The 20,396-nt window shown below is 73.3% G+C and carries 25 protein-coding genes; 15 read left to right on the top strand and 10 right to left on the bottom strand.

Going from position 1 to position 20,396, the window contains the following annotated elements; translation table 11 throughout:
• Window positions 1-441: 441 nt before the first annotated feature.
• Window positions 442-861: a hypothetical protein gene (locus tag BM076_RS03180; protein WP_093711804.1), complete on the bottom strand. Its 420-nt coding sequence runs from the start codon at window positions 859-861 to the stop codon at window positions 442-444.
• Between the two features lie 9 nt (window positions 862-870).
• Window positions 871-2,073 (bottom strand): helix-turn-helix transcriptional regulator, encoded by a 1,203-nt coding sequence (locus tag BM076_RS03175; RefSeq protein WP_093711803.1) that lies wholly within the window; start codon window positions 2,071-2,073, stop codon window positions 871-873.
• Between the two features lie 107 nt (window positions 2,074-2,180).
• Between BM076_RS03175 and BM076_RS03170 the strand changes: the two genes are divergently transcribed.
• The 3 genes from BM076_RS03170 to BM076_RS03160 are packed head-to-tail and all read left to right on the top strand — an operon-like array spanning window position 2,181 to window position 4,625.
• Window positions 2,181-2,597, top strand: a complete 417-nt coding sequence (locus tag BM076_RS03170; protein WP_093711802.1) for a VOC family protein — start codon at window positions 2,181-2,183, stop codon at window positions 2,595-2,597.
• Window positions 2,598-2,629: 32 nt separating this feature from the next.
• Complete coding sequence (locus BM076_RS03165) at window positions 2,630-3,715, top strand: winged helix DNA-binding domain-containing protein (RefSeq protein ID WP_093711801.1); 1,086 nt, start codon at window positions 2,630-2,632, stop codon at window positions 3,713-3,715.
• A gap of 13 nt (window positions 3,716-3,728) precedes the next feature.
• Entirely contained in the window at window positions 3,729-4,625 is an 897-nt protein-coding gene (locus BM076_RS03160; protein ID WP_093711800.1) for a S1 RNA-binding domain-containing protein, read from the top strand.
• Here BM076_RS03160 and BM076_RS03155 read toward each other — a convergent pair.
• Window positions 4,606-5,241, bottom strand: coding sequence for a TetR/AcrR family transcriptional regulator (locus BM076_RS03155; RefSeq protein ID WP_245795689.1), 636 nt, complete (start codon window positions 5,239-5,241; stop codon window positions 4,606-4,608). The genes BM076_RS03160 and BM076_RS03155 overlap by 20 nt on opposite strands.
• Window positions 5,242-5,351: 110 nt before the next feature.
• Here BM076_RS03155 and BM076_RS03150 point away from each other — a divergent pair, with 110 nt between their 5' ends.
• From BM076_RS03150 to BM076_RS03140, 3 genes are all read left to right on the top strand, one after another.
• Window positions 5,352-6,038 (top strand): SDR family NAD(P)-dependent oxidoreductase, encoded by a 687-nt coding sequence (locus BM076_RS03150; RefSeq protein WP_093711799.1) that lies wholly within the window; start codon window positions 5,352-5,354, stop codon window positions 6,036-6,038.
• Window positions 6,039-6,109: 71 nt separating this feature from the next.
• Window positions 6,110-6,331 carry a helix-turn-helix domain-containing protein gene (locus tag BM076_RS03145; protein WP_093712195.1) on the top strand — a complete coding sequence of 74 codons (222 nt, stop codon included), beginning with the start codon at window positions 6,110-6,112 and terminating at the stop codon, window positions 6,329-6,331.
• Entirely contained in the window at window positions 6,331-7,044 is a 714-nt protein-coding gene (locus BM076_RS03140) for a Clp protease N-terminal domain-containing protein (protein ID WP_177246304.1), read from the top strand. The genes BM076_RS03145 and BM076_RS03140 overlap by 1 nt, the downstream gene beginning before the upstream one ends.
• A 17-nt stretch (window positions 7,045-7,061) precedes the next feature.
• Here BM076_RS03140 and BM076_RS03135 read toward each other — a convergent pair whose 3' ends face one another.
• Window positions 7,062-7,622: a 3'-5' exonuclease gene (locus BM076_RS03135; protein ID WP_093711797.1), complete on the bottom strand. Its 561-nt coding sequence runs from the start codon at window positions 7,620-7,622 to the stop codon at window positions 7,062-7,064.
• A 129-nt stretch (window positions 7,623-7,751) separates the two neighbouring features.
• Window positions 7,752-8,177 (bottom strand): ATP-binding protein, encoded by a 426-nt coding sequence (locus BM076_RS03130; RefSeq protein WP_093711796.1) that lies wholly within the window; start codon window positions 8,175-8,177, stop codon window positions 7,752-7,754.
• Window positions 8,178-8,306: 129 nt separating this feature from the next.
• On the opposite strand from BM076_RS03130, the gene BM076_RS03125 reads away from it, so the two are divergent.
• The 3 genes from BM076_RS03125 to BM076_RS03115 are packed head-to-tail and all read left to right on the top strand — an operon-like array spanning window position 8,307 to window position 9,596.
• Complete coding sequence (locus tag BM076_RS03125; RefSeq protein ID WP_177246303.1) at window positions 8,307-9,140, top strand: helix-turn-helix domain-containing protein; 834 nt, start codon at window positions 8,307-8,309, stop codon at window positions 9,138-9,140.
• The gene (locus tag BM076_RS03120; RefSeq protein ID WP_093711794.1) at window positions 9,137-9,355 is read left to right on the top strand and encodes a DUF397 domain-containing protein; all 219 of its coding nucleotides are present in this window, start codon (window positions 9,137-9,139) and stop codon (window positions 9,353-9,355) included. The genes BM076_RS03125 and BM076_RS03120 overlap by 4 nt, the downstream gene beginning before the upstream one ends.
• Window positions 9,356-9,371: 16 nt before the next feature.
• On the top strand, window positions 9,372-9,596 hold the full coding sequence (locus BM076_RS03115) for a DUF397 domain-containing protein (protein WP_093711793.1): 225 nt from the start codon (window positions 9,372-9,374) through the stop codon (window positions 9,594-9,596).
• A 65-nt stretch (window positions 9,597-9,661) separates the two neighbouring features.
• On the opposite strand, the gene BM076_RS03110 is transcribed toward BM076_RS03115, so the two are convergent.
• Window positions 9,662-10,684, bottom strand: coding sequence for a substrate-binding domain-containing protein (locus tag BM076_RS03110; RefSeq protein ID WP_245795688.1), 1,023 nt, complete (start codon window positions 10,682-10,684; stop codon window positions 9,662-9,664).
• A gap of 72 nt (window positions 10,685-10,756) precedes the next feature.
• Between BM076_RS03110 and BM076_RS03105 the strand changes: the two genes are divergently transcribed.
• Window positions 10,757-11,377 carry a TetR/AcrR family transcriptional regulator gene (locus tag BM076_RS03105; RefSeq protein WP_093711792.1) on the top strand — a complete coding sequence of 207 codons (621 nt, stop codon included), beginning with the start codon at window positions 10,757-10,759 and terminating at the stop codon, window positions 11,375-11,377.
• Here the strand turns inward: BM076_RS03105 and BM076_RS03100 are convergent.
• Window positions 11,374-12,261 (bottom strand): NAD(P)H-binding protein, encoded by an 888-nt coding sequence (locus BM076_RS03100; protein ID WP_093711791.1) that lies wholly within the window; start codon window positions 12,259-12,261, stop codon window positions 11,374-11,376. The two genes, BM076_RS03105 and BM076_RS03100, sit on opposite strands and share 4 nt — an antisense overlap.
• An 87-nt stretch (window positions 12,262-12,348) precedes the next feature.
• Between BM076_RS03100 and BM076_RS03095 the strand changes: the two genes are divergently transcribed.
• Window positions 12,349-12,846, top strand: a complete 498-nt coding sequence (locus BM076_RS03095; RefSeq protein WP_093711790.1) for a MarR family winged helix-turn-helix transcriptional regulator — start codon at window positions 12,349-12,351, stop codon at window positions 12,844-12,846.
• Window positions 12,847-12,882: 36 nt separating this feature from the next.
• Here BM076_RS03095 and BM076_RS37230 read toward each other — a convergent pair whose 3' ends face one another.
• On the bottom strand, window positions 12,883-13,839 hold the full coding sequence (locus BM076_RS37230; RefSeq protein WP_245795687.1) for a cysteine/serine endopeptidase inhibitor: 957 nt from the start codon (window positions 13,837-13,839) through the stop codon (window positions 12,883-12,885).
• A 267-nt stretch (window positions 13,840-14,106) separates the two neighbouring features.
• Here BM076_RS37230 and BM076_RS03085 point away from each other — a divergent pair, with 267 nt between their 5' ends.
• Window positions 14,107-14,598, top strand: coding sequence for an NUDIX domain-containing protein (locus BM076_RS03085; protein ID WP_245795686.1), 492 nt, complete (start codon window positions 14,107-14,109; stop codon window positions 14,596-14,598).
• A 22-nt stretch (window positions 14,599-14,620) separates the two neighbouring features.
• Here BM076_RS03085 and BM076_RS03080 read toward each other — a convergent pair whose 3' ends face one another.
• Window positions 14,621-15,298 (bottom strand): TetR/AcrR family transcriptional regulator, encoded by a 678-nt coding sequence (locus tag BM076_RS03080; RefSeq protein WP_177246302.1) that lies wholly within the window; start codon window positions 15,296-15,298, stop codon window positions 14,621-14,623.
• A 162-nt stretch (window positions 15,299-15,460) separates the two neighbouring features.
• Here BM076_RS03080 and BM076_RS03075 point away from each other — a divergent pair, with 162 nt between their 5' ends.
• Together BM076_RS03075 and BM076_RS03070 are read left to right on the top strand one after the other, a co-directional pair.
• Window positions 15,461-16,969 carry an MFS transporter gene (locus BM076_RS03075; RefSeq protein WP_093711789.1) on the top strand — a complete coding sequence of 503 codons (1,509 nt, stop codon included), beginning with the start codon at window positions 15,461-15,463 and terminating at the stop codon, window positions 16,967-16,969.
• A 178-nt stretch (window positions 16,970-17,147) separates the two neighbouring features.
• The gene (locus BM076_RS03070; RefSeq protein ID WP_093711788.1) at window positions 17,148-18,086 is read left to right on the top strand and encodes a hypothetical protein; all 939 of its coding nucleotides are present in this window, start codon (window positions 17,148-17,150) and stop codon (window positions 18,084-18,086) included.
• An 18-nt stretch (window positions 18,087-18,104) separates the two neighbouring features.
• Here the strand turns inward: BM076_RS03070 and BM076_RS03065 are convergent, their stop codons facing one another.
• Window positions 18,105-19,691, bottom strand: a complete 1,587-nt coding sequence (locus BM076_RS03065) for an RICIN domain-containing protein (RefSeq protein WP_093711787.1) — start codon at window positions 19,689-19,691, stop codon at window positions 18,105-18,107.
• Between the two features lie 370 nt (window positions 19,692-20,061).
• Here BM076_RS03065 and BM076_RS03060 point away from each other — a divergent pair, with 370 nt between their 5' ends.
• A complete protein-coding gene (locus tag BM076_RS03060; RefSeq protein ID WP_093711786.1) occupies window positions 20,062-20,361 on the top strand; it encodes a WXG100 family type VII secretion target in 300 nt (99 codons plus the stop codon).
• Window positions 20,362-20,396: the final 35 nt, after the last annotated feature.

Below are 20,396 nucleotides of genomic sequence, written 5' to 3'. Positions count from 1 at the left end.
CACTGTCCGTCGCCGGACCGGCCGTGTCGAGTCCGCCCATCAGCAGGTCCACGTCCACGTCCCGCAGCGGGTCGCTCTGCACCCTCAGATTCATGCGCTCCTCGTCCCTCGTCCCCCGTACGGGGCCCGGCACCCGGCTCCGGGCCGCGCGTCGCGGCCCCCTTCCGAGGCCCCGCCCGCACCGCCCAAAGCCGACAAGCCGACCAATCGTACGGGCGCGCCGCCGGCCCCGCCTCCCGGGCGTTTTCGGCATGCTCATGTTTCCGGGGTGTTCCGGAACCCTCTCCTGGGTCCTCTGACCTGCGAGGGATGGCTGTCTTCCGCACACTCTTCTGACGCTTCGTCAGGGGACGGAAACGTGCCGCACCACACACCGGGAGGCGGCGATACGGGCCCGCGGGCGGGGCCGTTGGAGCCGTGCGCGCCGTCCCCGCGCCCGCCTCAGCGGGCCGGCCGCCGCACCCAGGGGGCGAAACGCTGGCCGGGCGCCGCGTCCTCGCGCCAGTGGCGCGGCACCAACTCGGCGACGACATCGAGGCGTTCCGCCGCGATCAGGCAGCGCGCCGGCCGCGTGCCGCCCGCGTCCGCCTCGAAGGCGGCGAGTACGGGCGGCCGTTCACCGAGCAGTTCGGTGACCCTGCGTGACTCCTCGGGTGTGGGCGCGTGGAATTCGGTGTCGTGGAAGGCGGCCGGGCAGCTCACGTAGAGCGGCGAGGCGAAGGTCAGCTCCAGCTCGTGGTGGTGGCTCAGGTCGTACCCGGCCGCGAGGCGCGGCTCCCCGCCGTTCCAGGCCAGGACGTCCCAGTCCCACCAGGACCCTTCGGGGAGGCGGACGGCGGCGTACGGCTGGTCGGCGGCCATGCCGACACGTTACGGGGGCGGGGCCGGGCCGCTCCCCGGGTTTTCCCTCCCGGCCCTCCCGGCCGCCGCTTCGGTGAAGCGGCGCGCGAGGGCCGCGAAGGCGTCCGCGAGCGCCGGCGGGCCGACGACGTCGAGCGGCGCGTCGTAGCGGGCGAAGGACGCGGCCAGCGCGGGCCACGACCAGGAGGCGGCGGTGACGCGGCAGCGGTCGGTGGCGACGGGTTCGACGGTCGTGTCGTCGGGGGCGTACGCGGTGACGGTCGCGGCCGGGAGGTGCAGCACGACCTCGCCGCGGCACGGCCAGTCCGCCGTGTCCCCGGTGTTCGCGGCGCCTCGGAAGCGGGCGGCGACGAAGGCCGCCGCGTCGCCGCCGGGCACGGGACGCGGGGTGAAGCGCGGGCCCGTGGGCGTGCGGGGGTCGCGGATCCGGTCGGCCCGGAAGGTGCGCCAGTCGGCCCGGTCCAGGTCCCAGGCCAGCAGATACCAGCGCCCGCCGCGCGCGACCAGGTGGTAGGGCTCGACCCGGCGCGGCGCCGTGGCTTCGCCGGCCGTGCGTGCGGCCTCGTCCGTACGGGCGTGGGCGCGGCGCGGGGGCGTGTCGTCCCGCACCTCGGGCGTACGGACATGGCGCGGGACGGTGTCGTCTCCCGCTCCGGGTGCGGCCTCGTCCGTACGGAGGTGGGCGTCGGCGGGGCGCGGCGCCGTGGCTCCGGCCGCCTTGGGCGCCGCCTCTCCCGGACGGACGTAGTCGAACCGCAGCACCTCCGCCGCGTGGACGGCCGCGCTCAGGGCGGTGAGCACTTCGCTGTCGGCCCGCGCGCCCGGGCGCGGCAGCGCGGTGACGGCGAGGGTGTCGACGCGGTGCCGCAGCCGCGCGGGCAGCACCTGCCGTACGGTCGCCAGCGCCCGTGCCGCCGCCTCCTCGATGCCGGCGCCCGTGGCCGCGGCCATCCGCAGGGCGATCGCGAGGGCGACGGCCTGGTCGTCGTCGAAGAGCAGCGGCGGCAGCCGGGCGCCGGCGCCGAGCCGGTAGCCGCCGTCCGGGCCCTTCACGGCGGCGATCGGATAGCCCAGCTCGCGCAGCCGGTCCACGTCGCGGCGGACCGTGCGGTCGCTGACGCCGAGGCGGGCCGCCAGCTCCGCGCCCGGCCAGTCGCGGCGCGCCTGGAGCAGGGAGAGGAGGGTGAGCAGGCGGGCGGACGTCTTCTGCATACGGCCGATTCTGCCGCGGGTAGCGGACACGTCCTGTCCTGTACGGGTGCGAGCGTGGCGGACGTACCGCCGGAAAGCCCAGCCCCGCAGGCAAGGAGCACCCGCACATGTCCGTCACGACCACCACCCACCTGAACTTCCGCGGCGACGCCCGCGCGGCCCTGGACTTCTACCGCTCGGTCACCGGCGGCCGGCTCACCGCCGTCACGTACAAGGACGCCGGCGCCGTACGGCCCGGGGCCGAGGCCGAGGCGGACTGGGTGATGTGGGGCGAGGTCGCGGGTGCCGACGGCTTCCACGTCATGGCCTACGACGTGCCGTCCGCACTGCCGTGGCAGCCCGGCGAGAACGCCTTCTTCGTCTCGCTGCGCGGCGCCGACGCGGCGGAGATCACCGGGCTCTGGGAGCGGCTGGCGGACGGCGCGACCGTCGTCCGGCCGCTCGGGCCCGCGCCCTGGGCGGCGCTCTACGGGATGCTCGCCGACCGCTTCGGCGTGGTGTGGGTGCTGGACGTCGTCGCGTGACAAAGTCGTCCCGTCCTGGGCGTCCCGGGCCCGTGCTGAGCCTGCGCGCGCTGAACCGCGCGACGCTCGCCCGTCAACTCCTGCTCGACCGGGGCGATGTGCCCGCCCTGGAGGCCGTCGCGCACCTCGGCGGGCTCCAGGCGCAGGAGCCGCAGGAGCCGTTCACCGGGCTGTGGTCGCGGCTGCACGGCTTCCAACCGGCTGATCTGGACGGCTTGCTGACCGGCCGTCAGGTGGTCCGTACGCATCTGATGCGGCGTACGGTCCACCTCGTCACGGCCGCGGACGCCCTGGCCTGGCGGTCCCGGCACGACGCGATGCTGCGGCAGCGCGTACTCGGCACCTACCGCCGCGAGTTGGCCGGGCTCGACCTGGCCGCGCTCGCGGCAGCGGGGCGCGCCGTCATGGCCGACGGGGAGCCGCGCAGCATGGCGCAGCTCACCGCGGCGCTCGCCGACCGGTGGCCGGGCCCGCCGGCCCGCGCCCTCGGCGAGCTCCTCGTCGCCGCCCTGCTCCCGATGGCGCAGGTGCCGCCGCGCGGCCTGTGGCGTACGAAGGGCGGTGTCCGCAACGCGCTGCTGGCCGACTGGCTCGGCCGCGACATCGACCCGCTCCCGGTCGGGGACGACGATGCGGTGGGCCGAACCCTCGTCCGCCGCTACCTCGCCGCGTACGGGCCCGCCGCCACCGCCGACCTGCGCGCCTGGTGCGGTCTCGCGGGGCTGCCCGCCGCCGTCCGTGCCGTACGCCCCGAACTCGTCGCCTTCCGTGACGAGCGCGGCCGCGAACTCCTCGACCTCCCGGACGCCCCGCGCCCGGACCCGGACACCCCGGCCCCGGTCCGTTTCCTGCCCGCCTTCGACAACGCCCTGCTCGGCTACGACGACCGCGCCCGTATCGTCGCCCCCGCCCACCGCCCCCTCTCCGTCTCCGGCGCCCGCGTCGTCCTCACCGACGGCCAGGTCTCGGCCACTTGGACCCTGACCGGTTCCACCTGTCTCATCACCCCCCTGCGCCCCTTCTCCCGCCCGGAACGCGCCGCCGTCCTGGCCGAGGCCCGCGCCCTGACCGCCTTCCTCACCGACGACGCCTCGGACGCGGCCCGCTTCGCGCCGTGAGAGGCTCACGCCCATGAACGAGGCGGCCGACTCCCAGGAGGTGCGGGACTTCCTCACCGGTATCCGGGTGGGGGACGTCCTCGGCGGGAGCGTTGCCGGGATATCGCGGCGGCGCGACCTGGCGGTGCTCCTGGACGGTTTTCCCGCGCGGCCGTTGGGGACGGTGTTCGCCACGGACGTGTCCTGGCTGGGGAGTTCGGCTGCCGCCGTGGAGGTGGGGCAGCGCGTCACCGGCGAGGTGGTCGCTGTGGAGGCCGACCACGGCCGGGTCCGGTTGGCGATGACCGCCACGGAGCACCGGGAGTTGTGGGCGTTCCTCGGTGCGCGGCGCCCGGGCGAGATCCTGTCCGGCACGATCGCGTCGATCGAGACCTTCGGCGTCTTCGTCGCGCTCGACGACGGCCCCGCCCATCCGGTCTTCCCCGGCGTCGGGTTCATCGCCCACCCCGAACTGTCCTGGCGGCGCTTCGAGTCGGCGTCGGACGTCGTACGCGTCGGGCAGCGCGTGGCGTGCGAATTCCTCCAGTTCGACACCTGGAACGGTGAGGCCCGGCTGTCCCTGAAGGCGCTGCGACCCGACCCCTTCGCGGCCTTCGCCGAGGCGTGCCGCGTCGGCCGGCGGCTGCGGGGCCGGGTGACCAAGGTGGTCCCGTTCGGCGTCTTCGTGGAGGTCGCCGAAGGGGTCGAGGGACTGATGCACCGTCAGGAGGACGGCGCTGCCTGGCTCTTCGACGGCGCCGAGCCCGGCGACGAACTGACGGTCGTCGTCATCAAGGTGGACCGGGCGCGGCGCCGGCTCCTCCTCGGCGCTGACGCGGGTCCCGGCGGTGACGTGAACCCCGGCGGTGACACGGGTCCCGGCGGTGACGCGGGCGCCGTGGACGGGCCCGTCAGAACGGCGGCCAATTGAGGAGGGCGGCGTCGGCCAGTTCTTGGAGGTCGGCGCGGGGGACGCCGCCGGCGGCCTGGACGGCGATGCCGTAGCCGATGGTGGTGACGTAGCGGGCCAGCAGGGCCGGGTCGGTGGTGGCGGGGAGATCGCCGTCCGCGACGGCGCGTTCGAAGCGTTCGCGGACGCTGGTGTAGCCGTTGTCCCGCCAGGCGGCGAGGAGGTCGCGGACCTCTTGTGCGGCGTCGCCGGCGCTCAGGGCGCCCTGGACGCCCAGGCAGCCGTGGGGGTGGGCGGGGCGCGTGGTGGTGCGGACGGTGCCGGTGAGGATCGCGGTGGCGACGGCGAGGGCGGTCGGCTCGGCCATGGCCCGGGCCATGTACGCGCTCGGGCCCTCGGTGTAGCGGTCCAGGACCTTGCGGAACAGTTCCTCCTTGTTGCCGAAGGCCGCGTACATGCTGGTCGTGGAGATGCCCATCGCACGCGTCAGGGCGGCGGTGCTCGCGCCCTCGTAGCCGTGCCGCCAGAAGACCAGCATGGCGCGCTCGAGCGCCTCGTCGGCGTCGAAGCCCCGGGGGCGGCCCTTGGCGCCGCTCTCCTTGGTCTGCCTCGTCTGCTGCTTCCCCTTCGTCTCCACGCCCGCACCCTACCTCTTCTGTAGCGATCGCTGCGGAAGTGCTACGGTTCGAATTCTGTAGCGACCGTTGCAGAAGTCGAGAGCGGCATCACGCGTGAGGACGGACGGGCATGACCATCACACTGATCACCGGGGCCAACAAGGGCATCGGCCACGAGACGGCCAGGCAGCTGCTGGCCCTGGGCCACGTCGTCTACGTCGGGGCGCGCGACGCCGAGCGAGGCGAGAAGGCCGCGGCGGCGCTCGGCGCGCGCTTCGTGCGGCTCGACGTGACCGACGACGCCTCGGTGGCCGCCGCACTGGCGGAGATCGACGCGGCCGAGGGCCGGCTCGACGTCCTGGTGAACAACGCGGGCATCCTCGCTGACGGCGCCGTCGACGGCCCCACGGCGCTGCGGGCCTTCGACACCAACGCGGTCGGCGTCGTACGCGTCACCGAAGCGGCCCTCCCGCTGCTGCGCCGCTCCGCGAACCCGGTCGTGGTCACCGTCTCCAGCAGCGCCGGGTCCTTCTGGGCGGTGACCAATCCGGAACGCCCGGAGTACGGCCTGCCGTTGGCGCTCTACTCCGCGTCCAAGGCCGCCGCCACGATGCTCACGGTGCAGTACGCCAAGTCCGAGCCGGGCATCAGGTTCAACGCGGTCGAGCCCGGTACGACGGCGACCGACCTGACGGCCGCCTTCGGGATCGGCCGGCCGGCCGAGGAGAGCGCCCGGGTCGTCGTACGGCTGGCGACGCTCGGCCCCGACGGGCCGACGGGGACCTTCCAGGACGAGAACGGCGTCGTGCCCTGGTGAGCGTGCGGCCGCACCCTGTAGCCGTCAGCATATGTTGACGCGGCGCGGATCGTCAGCATATGCTGACGCCCATGGAAAGCACACTCGCGATCGCCGAGGGTGCCGCCAGCAACGACCCGGACGTCGGGCTCCGTGCGGTGGCCGCCCTGCGGGAACTCACCGAGCGCCTGGAGATCCTCCAGGTCGAGAACGCCAGGAAGCTGGGCTGGTCCTGGCAGGACATCGCCGAGCGGCTGGGCGTGACGAAGCAGACCGTGCACCGCAAGTACGGCCGGATGATGGGGAGGCGATGATGTTCGAACGGTTCACGCCGGAGACCCGCACGGTCGTCGTGCACGCCCAGGAGCACGCCCGCCGGCTCGGGCACACCTCCATCGGCTGCGAGCACCTGCTGCTCGCGCTCGTCGCCGCCGACCAGCCGGCCGCGGCCGTCCTGCGCGAGCACGGCGTGACGCCGGAAGGCGTCGAGCGGGAGATCGTCCGGCAGGTCGGACTCGGCGCGGGCTCCGACGTGTTCGGCACCCGCAACCGTGACGCGCTCGCGTCGATCGGCATCGACCTCGACGCCGTACGCGCCCGCCTGGAGGAGTCGTTCGGGCCGGACGCCCTCGTACGGGCCGACCGCGCCGCCCACTTGGGCGCGCACCCGGTCGGGCCGAGGCGGCGCCGCGGCTCCGTACGCCTCCCGCACTGGCGCCGCCGCCGTACGGACCGCACCGCCGCCCGGGTGCCCGCCCTGCCCGCGGGCGTCACCGGCCGCTACGAAGCGGCCTTCGCCGCCCGTCCCGTCGGCCACATCCCCTTCACGCCGCGCGCCAAGGAGAGCCTCGCCGACACCCTGCGCGAGGCACAGTCCCAGCACGCCCCCCGCATCGGCCTCGACCACCTCGCCCTGGCCCTGATCACCGTCACCAGCGACCCGGCCCGCTCCGTCCTGACCGCCCTCGGCGCCTCCCCCCGCACCCTCCGCACGGCGATCGTCCGCCGCTACGGCGAGGCCAACTGACCGGCTTCGTAGGCCGGTTACCCGGGCCACCCATCTCGGGCCGCCACGGCGAGGACCAGCGCCGCGATGTTCCAGGCGTCGTCCTCGCCGCGGTGGTGGCGGCCCTCCAGAGGGAGGCCGGCGACGCGCAACGCCTCGGCCATGCCGGGGCGTTTGCGCAGTCCGTACGCCTCGGTGAAGACGGCTTTCGCGTTGGTGTGGACGGCGCCGAAGGGGTACGGGACGGCCGCGGCCCGGCACTGGCGGGTGAACTGGTGCCGGTCGTAGTCGCCCCAACTCGCCCACGCCCGCGCCCCGGCCGCGTGGTCCCGGGCCAGCATCCGGCACGCCTCGGCGAACGGCACCCCGCCGTCCACCTCGGCCTGCGTCAGCCCCGTCAGCTCCGTACAGAACCCGCCCACCCGCGACCGCGCCGGCCGCACCACCACCCGATGCCGCCCCACCCGCTCCCGCGCCCCCAGATCCACCACGGTCAGCCCGATCTCGACGATCTCGCTCACCTCCCCGGCCGGCGCCTGCCCCTCCCAGCACGTCGCCTCGACATCAACGACATTCAGCAACTCCCGTTCCCCGTCCATGGAATGAGCGTAGGCAGCGGCCCGGCCGCGTGCCGAACGGTTAAACGCGCCCGTCCGCGCGCGGGCCGGACCTGTGCGCTGCGGTGAGGGAACGTCAGGACGGGGCGGCAGGTGCCGTGGTGGGCTATCTCATCCGGCTGCGTCCGGCGTGACGTGTGCCCAGACGGCCTTGCCTGGGCCCGTACGGGAGTTGACGCCCCACTTGCCCTCGGTGAGGGCGTCGACGAGGTGGAGGCCGCGGCCGGATTCGTCGAGGGGGCGGGGGTCGGTGAGGGTCGGGCGGCGGTCGGCGCGGGTGTCGTGGACCTCGATGCGGACGCCGTCGCCGTCGCGGACGAAGACGGTGCCGATGTCGCGGGCCATGCCCTCGGTGGTGCGTGCGTGCCGCACCGCGTTGGCGATCAGTTCCGACAGGACGAGGAGGGCGCTGTCGGCGAGGGCGCCGAGCTCCCAGTCGTCGAGCAGCGCCGCGAGCTGGCGGCGGGTGCGCCGGGCGGAGAGCGGGGTGCAGGGCCACTGCGTGGCCACTTCCGTGGGGGGTGCGGTCGTTCCCATATGAGGTCCCTCGACGCCGAGTTCGCGCACTGTCTGTGCTCGATCGCTCACACAGTGACGGGGATACGGCTAGCCTCGGAAGGGGTGCCGAATCTCCAGCGGTCCCGTCAAGAAGTGGGGTTGCGCACCATGACCGACTCGCCGGTGCTGGGCGATGAGCAGACCGACCCGCGGAGGGTCTACGGCAACGAGCTGAAGCGCCGCCGCGAGACGGCCGGCCTGTCGCAGGCAGAACTGGGCAGACGGGTGGTGCTGTCGCCGTCGATGATCGCGCACGTCGAAGCAGGTCGCAGGCGTCCACGACTCGATGACGCCAAGCGTCTTGACCAGGCGTTGGGCACCGACGGCTTCTTCGAGCGGTTCCTGCCGACGCTCATCGTCCATCGCTACGTCGACTACTTCAGCGCGGCTGCCGACGCCGAGACCCGGGCTGTCGCGATCTCCGAATTCGCGGCCGTGTTCGTTCCCGGCATCCTCCAGGTCGAGGACTACGCCCGCGCGGCCCTGGAGAAGGCGGCTCCGAACTTCGAGGCCGACGAGGTTGACAAGCACGTTGTCAACAGGCTCGTGCGCTCACGAATCCTCAGCAAGCCGGACGGGCCCGTGGTGTGGGTCGTGCTGGGTGAGGCGGTGCTCCGCACAGTGGTCGGCAGCCGCCGCGTGATGGCTGTCCAACTGCGGCACATCGCACAACTGGGCAGGTCGGGGCGGCTCATGGTGCAGGTCGTCCCGTTCGCCGCGGGCGCCCATCCCGCCATGGGCAGCATGGTGTCCCTGATGCGGTTCACCGAGGAGCCGGAGGCCGCCTACGTCGAGGCCCTATATACGGGCAGCTTCGTGGACGACCCGGCTAAGGTTCAGGGGTTCAAGGAAGCGTTCGATATGGCCAGGGCACTGGGGCTCCCGCCGGGTCCGTCCTTGGACATGATCGAGCAGGTGGCTAAGGAGTACGACGCACCATGACGCACCTCCCTGATGCCTCGGCGCTCACCACGTGGCGCAAGAGCAGCTACAGCGGGACGAACAACGACAGTTGCATCGAGGTCGCGGACGGGCACACGTCGGTGGTGCCCGTGCGCGACAGCAAGGACCCGCAGGGTCCGGCGCTGGTCTTCACGGCTGACGCCTGGTCCGCCTTCGTGGCCGACGTGAAGGCCGGCGTATTCGCGACCGCGTAAAGGAGTACCGCGCACCATGACGACTCGGCACCACCTCCCCGACGCGTCCGTGCTCACCACGTGGCGCAAGAGCAGCTACAGCGGTGGGGATAACGGCAGTTGCATCGAGGTCGCGGACGGGCACACGTCGGTGGTGCCCGTGCGCGACAGCAAGGACCCGCAGGGTCCGGCGCTGGTCTTCACGGCTGACGCCTGGTCCGCCTTCGTGGCCGACGTGAAGGCCGGCGGCTTCGCCGCCTAGGGAGCAGGGAGCAACCCGGGGCCCCGATCGCGTGACGCGGTCGGGGTCCTGGCGTTCGCGCGGGCTCAGGTGTCCAGGAGGGCCGGGACGATGATGTCCTCGCTGGTCAACAGGCGCCGCGAGAGGCCCTGTTCGTAGTGGTAGCGGAGGAAGGTGTCGAGGACGGTGCGGTTCGCGGCGAGGCCGTAGGGCCACCAGTCGTCGCCCAGGAGTTCCAGATTCTCCTCGAAGTGGCGGCTGAACCAGGGGGTGATCACGCCCATGTGCTGCTTGAGGGCGCCGCGCCGGTAGGTGTCCTGGGCGAGTTGCTTGGCCTGGTCGAAGGCGCGGTAGAGGGCGAGCATCAGGTCGGCGCGGGTGGCCAGTTCGCGGGGGACGGCGATGATGTGCATGGCGGGGAAGATCCCGGTGCGCCGGTAGTAGGCGCGCTCGACGGTCTCGTAGTCGGGGAAGAGCCGGGCGATTTTGGTGGAGCCGGCGAGCAGGGCCTGGGGGACGTCGACGGAGATGAGCGCGTCGATCTCGCCGGCTTCCAGCATCGCGCCGAGCGTCTGGTCGTCGGCGGCGTGCCGTACGTCCACGCCCGCCGGCACGGGCTGCGGAATCCAGTCGAAAGCCGGGATGGGGTGGTCGGTGCCGCCGACGACCCAGCGGGACTGATCAGGGGTCAGACCGTACTCGTCGGAGAAGATCCCCTTCATCCACACACCGGGGTCGTGCCCGAACATCGCGAACTCCCCGATGGTCCTTCCCGCGAGGTCCCGCGGCTGCTCGATCCCCGCCGCCGTGTTCACGAAGACGGCCGAGTGGCGGAAGTTGCGGTTCGGGAAGACCGGCAGCGCGAGGAACGGCGAGTCGTCGAGGTCGAAGGTGCGCAGGAAGTAGGTCAGGCCGTATTCGGCGACGTCGTAGCGCCGTTCGACAGTGCGCCGGAAGATGTCCGAGACCAGCGGTGCCGTCTCGAAGGTGGCGTCGACCCCGTCGATCGGGACGCGGCCGTCGAGCAGCGCCGCGGTGTGCTCGTAGGCGTAGGTGGCGATGCGCAGGTGTGCGGGCATGACGAAGCCCTCGCTTCCGTGAATGAGCATTCACTTTTACGGTAGGCTCGTGCGTCACACCGGTCAAGGTGAACAGTCATTCACGTTGGAGGAGGGACGGCCGTGCCACGCCTCACCCCCGAGCGCCGCGAGGCCAAGCGCGCCGAGATCGTGGCGGCGGCGCGCCGCTGCTTCTCGCGCGACGGCTTCCACCAGACCTCGATGCCCGACATCGCCGCCGAGGCCGGCGTCTCGGCCGGGGCGCCCTACCGCTACTTCGCGGGCAAGGACGAGATCATCCTCGCCATCGCCGGGGACGCGTTCCGGCTGGTCTTCGCGCCGATCCAGGAACTGGCCGCCGCCAGCGCGGCGCCCTCGGTCGCCGACCTCGTCACCGCGTCACTCCAGGCCCTCAGCGCGGAGACCGTCACCGACGCCGCGGGACACGACGTACCGGTCGAGGAACTCCTGCGCTGCGCCGTGCAGACCTGGTCGGAGCTGCTGCGCAACGACACCGCGCAGGCCCACGCGCTCGACGGCTTCGAGTCCGTACGCGGCAGCATCGCCGACGCGCTCCGCCGCGGCCAGGCGGCGGGTACGGTGGCGCCCGCCGTGGACCCCGAACGCGGCGCCCGCGTGGTGATGGGCCTGCTGCACGGATTCCTGCTCCAGCGCGTCGCCTTCGGCCTCACCGACACCGCCGCGTTCACCGGTGACATCCGGACGCTTCTCCCGGAGGGCTAACGGGACAGGCGCTCACGGGACAGGGCCGCGGCGAGGCCGTCCGCCAAGGACGTGGTGCCGTAGCGGACGTCGGCGCCCGGCGGGGTGCCGATGCGGCCGGCGTTGTGGGCGTCGAAGAGTTCGGTGATCAGGCCGGCCATGGCGAGGGTGGCGCCGGCCGTGGTGAGGGCGGATTCCCAGGCGGGGCGCGGGGGTTCGAAGGGTGCGATGTCCGTGCCGGTGATCGCGGTGAGGGCGGCGGCGACGTCCAGGGCGGTGGGGCGGTCCGGGCCCTCGACGTGGACGACGCGCGGGGAGTCGGCGGCGGGCGCCAGCAGCAGGTCGGCGGTGAGGACGCCGACATCGGGGGCGTGCACGGTCGGGAAGCGCTTGGTCAGCGGCTGGTGCATGCTCGCGAGGCGGCCGGTGCGGACGGCTTCCGGCACCTGCCGGGCCCAGTTGTGCATGTGCTCGGCGGAGCGGACGAAGGTCAGCGGATTCGGCAGTTCGCCAAGGCGGGCCTCCAGTCGGTGGAAGGGGCCGGTGATGCCGGTGCCGGACGGGAGTTCGGCGCCGTAGTCGGAGACGGCCAGGATCTCGACGGCCGGGGCGGCGTGCAGGCCCGCCACCAGCGCGTCGGTGACGGCCGCCATCCGCGCGGCCGGGTCGTCCGCGCGCGGCGGCAGCGGGCAGATCACCTGCGCCTTGTCGCATCCCGCGACGGCCGCCGCGATGGATGCGGGATCGAGCAGGTCGGCCCGTACGACCGAGGCCGCGCCCTCGATCCGGACGCCCGCCGGATCGGTGCGGACGACGGCCCGGACGGACGCGCCTGCCCGGCCGAGACGGCGGACGGTGGCGGCGCCGACGCGTCCGGTGGCCCCGAAGACAGCGATAGTATGCATATGTAGACGGTAAGCATGTGCGTATCGTCTGTCAACGGATCATCCGCCGGGGCTGATCGCCACGGACGCACGGATACACTGCGGCGCATGTCGGAAGCCGATCGCGAGGACGGAACGGGGCGGGACGACGGGGCGGGGCGGGACGACGGGACGGGGCGCGAGGACCTGGGGGCGATGTTCGCCCGCGTCACCCGACGGCTCGTGGACGCCGAGGCGCCGCTGCTGGCCGAGAACGGGCTGACGATGTGGGAGTACGTCGTCCTGTCCCGGCTCGCCCTGGGCGCCGCGCCCAATCAGCTGACGCTCGCCCGCGAGATCCGGCACGACAAGACGCGGCTGATCAAGCTGCTGGACGACTTGCAGCGGCGCGGCCTCGTCGTACGCCGCCCGGGCGCGGCCGACCGCCGCTCGTACACGGTCTCGCTCACCGACGCCGGGCGCGCGCTCCACGCCCGGGTCCGCGCCGCGATCCGCGCCATGGAGGACGGCTTCCTCGCCGGCCTCGACCCGGCCGAACGCCGTTCCCTGCTCGCGCTGCTGCCCCGCCTCGCCCCCCGGGAGACTCCGGAGATCGCGGAGGACTGAGGGGCGAGGGCGGGGCAGCGGCGGTGAACTCCCGTGTCAGCAGGGGCCGTTGTCGGTCCACACCGCCCAGGACGACGGGTCGCTCGGTACGGCGCTGGTCGAGTAGTACGTCGAGGTGTACTTGTGGCCGTTGTACGAGACGACGTCGCCGGGCACGTATGAGGTGGACGAACTCCAGGCGGTCGGGCAGCCGTTGGCGGGCCCGCCGCCGTCACCCGCGGTCGTGGCGGTGACCGCCGGTGACGCGGTGCCGAGGGCGCCGGAGGAGGTGACCGCGGCGACGGTGTAGCTGTACGTGGTGCCCGCCGTGAGACCGGTGTCGGTGAAGCCGGTGCCCGAGGTGGTGCCGACCTGGGTGGCGCCGCGCCGGACGACGTACGAGGACGCGCCGCTCACGCCCGTCCAGGACAGCGAGACGGAGCTGCCGGTGGTCGCCGTGACGTGCACGCCGGTGGGCGCGCCGAGCGGCGGGGGCGGCGGGGGAGTGCCGCCGGAGGAGACGAACTGCCAGGTGATACCGGTGATCACCCCGGTGCCGGTCGGCGCGTATTCGGTGAACGCGGGCTGGCTGAGGTCGATGTGCGTCGCGTCGCACGTCGGGCACTTGTCGGCCACCGGGACGGTGATGGTGTGGCCGTTGTAGGTGACCTGGACCGAAATGCCCTGGCACAGCGGGTCGTTGTTGGGATTGGCCGACGTCCACCACTGGTACGACACCGCGACCAGATACTGCGTGGACGCGTCGATCTGCGTCCCGCACGCTCCGTAGCCGACATCGTTGTAGTAGGTCGCTTCGCCGGTCATCGGCTGGCCGATCGGGATCGCGGCCGACGCGCTGCCGCTGACGAACAGCAGCAGTGCCGCCGCGCCCGCGATGCCGCCGCCGATCCAGTGCCGTATCCGTCGGCCGATACCTGCCCGTCGGCCGATCCGTATCCGTCGGCCGGTCTGTATGTGTCGGCCGGTCCGGCCCGTACGTGGGGGGATGCGCACTTACCTCTCCTCTGCGTCTGGTCAGTTGGTCAACTCTGAACAGGGCGTTGCGAGTTGGGGCGTCCGTACAGCCATGAATGTACGCGAGCAGCCGGTCCCGGCGGGGGCGGAGACCGTTAAATGTCTAGACCTTGTCGGTGGCCGTTCATCGGATGGGGCGGGACGGCGTGCACCGCGCTGTGCGCCGGGGCAGACTGCCCCATGGCCGTTTCGCCCTCGCCGTCATCGTCGCCGCCGCCCTCGCCCTCGCCCTCGCCCTCGTCGTCCGTGCCCGCCGTACCCCTCGCCGTCGACGAGCACGGCAACCGGCTCGTGTCGTTCACCTTCGGCGTCGAGCACGTGCTCCCCGACGGCGCGCCGATGCCCATGGCGCTGACCGCGCTGTGGCACGGCGGTGAGGTCGTCGTCGTCCGTGACCGCGAGCGGGACCAATGGGAGCTGCCCGGGGCGCAGTTGGAGCCGGGGGAGAGTCCGCGCCAGGCGGCGGTCCGCGAACTCGCGGAGGAGACCGGGCAGGTGCCCGGCAGGCCGCTGCGGTTCGTCGGGTGGGCGGGATTCCTGCTCGGACCCGGGCGACGGGCCGAGTACGGCGCTCTGTTCACCGGTCCCGCCGCGTGGCGGCGCGCCTTCCCCGCCGTCCGGTCCTACGACGAGATCGCGGCGGCGCGCTGGTGGGACCTGACCGCGCCGCTGCCCGGACGGGTCTCGGGCATCGACCGCTACCTGGCGCTGCTCACCCGCCCGGAGAACGCGGCCTGAACCGGCCCCGCTCGCCCCGCCGTCAGGCGCGTTCGGCGTCGGCCTGGGCCAACAGGCCGTCCACGAACGCCTGGAGGCCGACCGGATACGTGTCCCGTACGGCCAGCGTGCGCCAGCGTGCGCCGAGGGCGGCCAGGTGGGGGACGCGGTCCGCGTCGAACACCGTGCGGAATTCGGGGAGTCGGCCCTCCTCGACGCGGCGCGCGGTGTGCGCGCGGACCAGGATCTCGCCGACGGTGTAGTACCAGATGCTGCGGAAGAGGCGTACGGACTGCTCGGGCGTGCAGCCGTGCTCGTCGGCGCCGGCCAGGATGCCCTCGACCATCCACAGCGCGGACTCGTCGAGCAGGCCGACGAAGCCGTCCGTGGTCAGCACCTCGGCCGCCCACGGCCAGGACGCGAGCGCGTCGTGCATCGCGGCGGCGGCGACGACGATGCGGTCGCGCGGCCCGTCCGGCAGCGGCGGACGGTCGAGCCGGCCGACGTGGTACTCCAGCAGCTGGACCAGCAGATCCTCCTTGTCGCGAATGTGGTGGTAGAGCGTCGTCGCGCCGACGCCCAGCTCGGACGCGAGGCGGCGGATCGTGAGCTTGTCCCAGCCGTCGCGGTCGATGAGGCGCCGGGCCGCCGTGAGGATCTCCGCGCGGGAGGTCACGGGCGGGCGGCCGGTGCGGCCGGTGGGCGCGGCGGAGGAGGACATGGACTCCATCATGCCGCCAAGCCGGGCGGGGCCGCGCCCGCAGGTCCCGGGCCGCGCGCCAAAACCCCCGCTGACCTCGTCCGATTTACGGCAGCCGCTTCCGATGCTACTTTCGGAACACGTTCCTAAAGTCAGCGGGAAGTCGAGAAATGGGGGTCGGCGATGACCGGCACAACGAATGACGCGGGTGTTCCGAGGGCGCGGGGCGGCACTCCGCGCACGCCGCCGGACGGGAAGGCGGAAGCGGCCGGCGTACGGCCCGGCCTCACGCTCGCCGTGGTCGCCGTCGTCCAGTTCATGGTGTCGCTGGACATCTCGGTCGTGAACGTCGGACTGCCGCAGATCGCGACCGGCCTCGGCTTCGACGCGGTCGGCCTGACCTGGGTGATCCACGCGTACGCGCTCACCTTCGGCGGTCTGCTGCTGCTCGGCGGCAAGGCGGCCGACCGCTACGGCCGCAAGCGGATGCTGCTGCTCGGCCTCGGCCTGTTCGGGCTGGCCTCACTGGCCGGCGGCCTCGCCCAGGCGCCCGGCCAGCTCGTCGCGGCCCGCACCGTCCAGGGCATCGGCGCCGCCGCGCTCGCGCCGGCCGCGCTGTCGCTGCTCACCGCGACCTTCCCCTCGGGGCGGGAGCGGGTGCGGGCCTTCGGTGTGTGGAGCGCGACGAACGCGGCGGGCGGCGCCTTCGGCGTCGTCATCGGGGGTGTGCTGACGCAGTACGCCAGTTGGCGCTGGGTGATGCTGGTGAACGTGCCGATGGCGCTCGGCGCGATGGCGCTGGCCTGGCGCGGGGTGCGCGCGGCGCCGCCCGCCGCGCGCGGCTCCCGGCCCGATGTGCTCGGCGCCGTACTGGCCACCGCCGGGATGACGCTGCTGGTCTTCGGCGTGGTCCGTACCGACCGGCACGGGTGGACCTCGGCGGCCACGCTCGGCACGCTCGCGGCGGCCGTCGTCCTGCTGGCGGCCTTCGTGGCGGTGGAACGCACGACGGCGCGTGATCCGCTGATCCGGCTCGGGCTGTTCGCGAACCGCTCGGTCAGCGGCGCCAACGCCTTCAACCTGCTGGTCGGCATGGCGATGACGCCGTCCTTCTACTTCGCCTCGCTCTACCTCCAGGAGATCCTCGGGCACGGTCCGGCGATGACCGGGGTGATGTTCCTGCCCTTCACCTTCGGGCTGATCGCCGGGTCCGTCCTGGCGGTGAAGCTCGGCTACCGCGTGCCGCCGCGCATCCTGCTCGTCGCGGGCGGGCTGCTCGGTACGGTCGGCTTCGCGTGGTTCGGGATGATCAGCGCGGACGGCAGTTTCGCCGCCGACATCCTCGGGCCGTCGATCGTCGCCAGCGTCGGCTTCGGGCTCTGCCTCGGCCCGGTCGTCTCCATCGCGACGGCCGGCGTCGCGCCCCACGAGACCGGCACCGCCTCGGGCCTGCTGAACAGCTCCCGCCAGATCGGCGCCTCCCTCGGCCTCGCGGCCCTGGGCACCGCGGCCCAGCGCCGTACGGGCCACCCCGTCACCCTCCACTCCCTCAACTCCGGCTACGCCCTCGGCCTCACCCTCGGCGCCGCCCTCCTCCTCGCCGCGGTCACGGTCGCCCTGACCGCCCTCCGCCACACCCCGGCGCCGACCCCCACCCCCACCGCACCGACCCCCGAACAGGCACCCGCCTGAGCCGGGCGACTTCCCGGCCCTCCCCTTCGGAGGGTCGGGAAGGCGTCAACTTCAGGCGGAAGTCTTCCCATTCGCACACTCATGGATTGTCATGGACACGATGCGCCTGGTGTCACAGGCGTCCCATGAGCCCCGAGAGGATCGGATGAGCGTGCGAAGTCTGAGGTCAACGGCGGCTGTGTTCGCCGCGAGTGCGGCGCTGGTGCTGGGTGGTGCGGGGCTGGGGACGGCCGCCGCGGCGGGGGCGGGGGAGGACGGGGTGGCCGCGCCGGCGGCCGCGGCCTGCAACTCGGCCGCGGTGTCCGGGCGGACGGTGAGCGGGGCGCTGCCCGCGGCGCAGGTGCGGGAGGAGCTGGGCGGGCTCACCGCGCAGCACCGGGCGCAGTACGGCGGAAGCGGAAGCGGCATCGCCGGCAAGGGGCCGCTCGGTGTGCGGGCCACGGCGGTCAAGCCGCTGCTGGACATCCATCCGGCGCAGGGCACGTCCTTCAAGTCGCTGTCCGGAGCGGACGGTTCGTGCGCGACACAGTCGGTGTCCACGACGCTGACCGTGCACGACAGCGGCACGACGATCTACACGCCGACGATGTACCCGCCGGGCGGCTCCTGCGTGGAGCTGGTGACGGTGTACACGCGGTCGGTGCGCTCCGTCTCCGCCTGGGACTGGTGCCGCAGCGTCAACTTCGCCGCGTCCGTACCGATCGACAGCAATTTCCTGACCACGTACACCGGCGGCAGTGGCGCCTACACCGGCCGGGTGATCAGGACGAACGCGGCGAACAACACGTGGTCCGCGGCGCTGTGGAACTACTCCACCGGCCGCTGGGACACGCTGTTCACGCAGTCCGGCACCAATCAGTCGGGCCGCACCGACGGCTGGGACATCGAGGAGCTGTACTCGACCGTCGGGTCCAACGGCCAGGCGTCGTCCTGCACCGACATGGCGGGCCTGACCTTCGAGTCGTCCGGCATCTCCGTACGGGTCAACGGCACCTGGTCGGCGGCCACTTCGGCCAACTCCGACACGCACTACGACTCGGGCGCGGGCGCGTTCTACTGCCCGACCCGCAGCTATCAGATGGTCACGCCGTACACGCACTGGAAGGCGGTGGGCTGAGCCCCGAGGCGAAGGAACTCAGCGCCGCTTGAAGGTCTGGGGTCCGCCGGAGCCGCACGGCTCCAGGCGGATCCCGGTGCCGCCGCCCAGCACGCTCACGCACAGGGAGGCGTTCTTGGAGTAGACGGTGTCGCCGCGCATCGCGAACTTCTGCGCGACATTGCCGCTGCAGTTGGCGACCTGGACGACCGTGCCGGGCGTCGTGGCGCCCCACGCGGCGTCCATGCACAGGCCCTTGACCTGGATCGTGCCGTCCGGGGCGATGTGCCAGCGCTGCACATCACTGCCGTCGCAGGCGGCGAGCACCAGCGGCGTACCGTCCGTACCCGCCGTCGCGCTCAGGCACTTGCCCGAGGCGGGGTTCTTGAAGGGGGCGCCCGGCGTCTTGCCCGAGCCGCCCGCCGTCCCGGTTCCGGTGCCGTTCCCGGGCCCGTTCCCCGCGGACGGCGGTACGGACGCACCCGCCGCCGTGGTCGGTGCCGTCGCCGAAGGGGCCTGCGCCGAGGGCGAGTCGGCGGTCCCGCCCGCCGACGGCGTCTCCGCCGCCGTGGTGCCGGCGGCGTGCGCGACCGGCTCGGAGGACGAGCCGGAGGTGCCGAGCGCGATGCCCATGCCCGCGCCCCCGAGGCACACCACGGCGACGATGCCCGCGATGACGGCCCGGCGCCGGGTGACGGCGCGGCCCGTACGGGCGGTGCGGCCGCCCACGGTGGCGTCCGGCGCGGCGGCGGCCTCGACGGGCACGGGCGGCGGCTCCACGGGCGCGTCCGGGTGGTGCGCCACCCGCTCGTCCAGCAGACCGGTGTCCACGTATCCGGCGGCGTCGACGGTGAACCGCCAGCGCGGCTGGTCGGTGCGGCCCACGACGACGACCGCCCAGCGGCCGCCCGCCTCGTCGGCCAGCCGCTGGTAGCGCTCGCGGTCCCGCCCGCCGGGCGGCGCGGCCAGCACCAGCACCCCGCCGGGCCCTTCGTCCAACTCGGCGGCGGCGTCCGCCGGTTCCTCGGGAGCACTCTCGGACGTGGCCTCCGGTCCCGCCGAACCACCCGCCTCCGCCGCGGACTTGAAGCCGACCTTCACCACCCGTACGTCCCGCGACCACGGGCTCGTGGCCAGTTCGTGCGCCCAGTCCTGGGCCAGCGCCCTGGCCGTGCGCGCGTCGCCCTCCAGGCCGATCAGGCCGCCCGCCTGCCCGAGGTTGAGCAGCACGAAGCCCTCGCTGGTGCGGCCGAGCGGCACAAGACGCGGGTACGGGTCGGCCAGCGACTCGGCGACGCCCGCGCTCTGCAGCCGGCGCAACGGCGCCTGCCAGACGCGCCCGTCCTGGTCGGCGGTCCATCCGGCCGGCGGGCGCTGGTCGGGGGTGCGCAGATGGAAGCGGACCGACTCGGCGCCGACGACCACCACATGGGCCACCGGCACCGGCCGGTTCTCCCGGTCGCACGCGGTGGCCAGGACGCGGATCACCCGGTCGACCGTCCACAGACCGTGGTCGGCGCGCCGGTCGGCGGCCGGGCCCGGCCCGGTCCGCCGCGAACGGCGCAGCCGCGCGGCCCAGTTGGCGCGGCGGGCAGGACGATCGGCGGTTCGGGTCGGCGGGGTCACCAGGAACTCCTTCGCTCGCATCGTCTGCACCGACGCGTCGTCACCGTCGGCACGGCCGTCGTGGCCGTCAGAGCCGTCAGGGCCGGCACGTACGGAAGCCGGGCCGCGCGGCCCGCGTGTCGGCCCGCGCGTGTCGGCCCGCTGAGCACCGTCGCCGGCCCGCACGCGTCGGCCCGCTGAGCACCGTCGTCGCCCGCGCCCGGGGGTGTCAACGCCGACTCCCCGCAGGCGGCGGCCCGTTGGGCCCCTGGGCCCAAGTGCGGGCGCGGGCCCTGGACCGGCGCTCGGCGGCGTTCCTAGCATCGGCGGCGTCCGTGCCAAGCGTGCCGCCGCGTACCGGCAGGCCCGGCAACGTCAGAAGGGACGCACCATGACGAATCTGAACATCACGTACCAGGAGATGTCGGACAGCGCGAGCAAGATGCGCAACAACAAGGCCGACATCGACCAGAAGCTCACCGAGTGCAAGAACATCGTCGACACCCTCACCGGTTCCGGGTTCGTCACGGACCAGGCGTCGGGCCGCTTCGACGAGGTGCACACCGAGTTCGTCACGTCGGCGAACCAGGCCATGGAGACGCTGGACCAGCTCTCGTCCTGGCTCGACAAGGCCGTGGACGCGATGCAGGACATGGACACCCAGCTCGCCGGTTCGCTCAACCAGAAGTAGCGGCACCCGCAGCAGCCGAGCCGCCGCGCGTGCGG

The organism is Actinacidiphila alni (assembly GCF_900112845.1).
Lineage (GTDB): Bacteria > Actinomycetota > Actinomycetes > Streptomycetales > Streptomycetaceae > Actinacidiphila > Actinacidiphila alni.
This window is presented reverse-complemented; position numbering and strand designations above follow the sequence as displayed.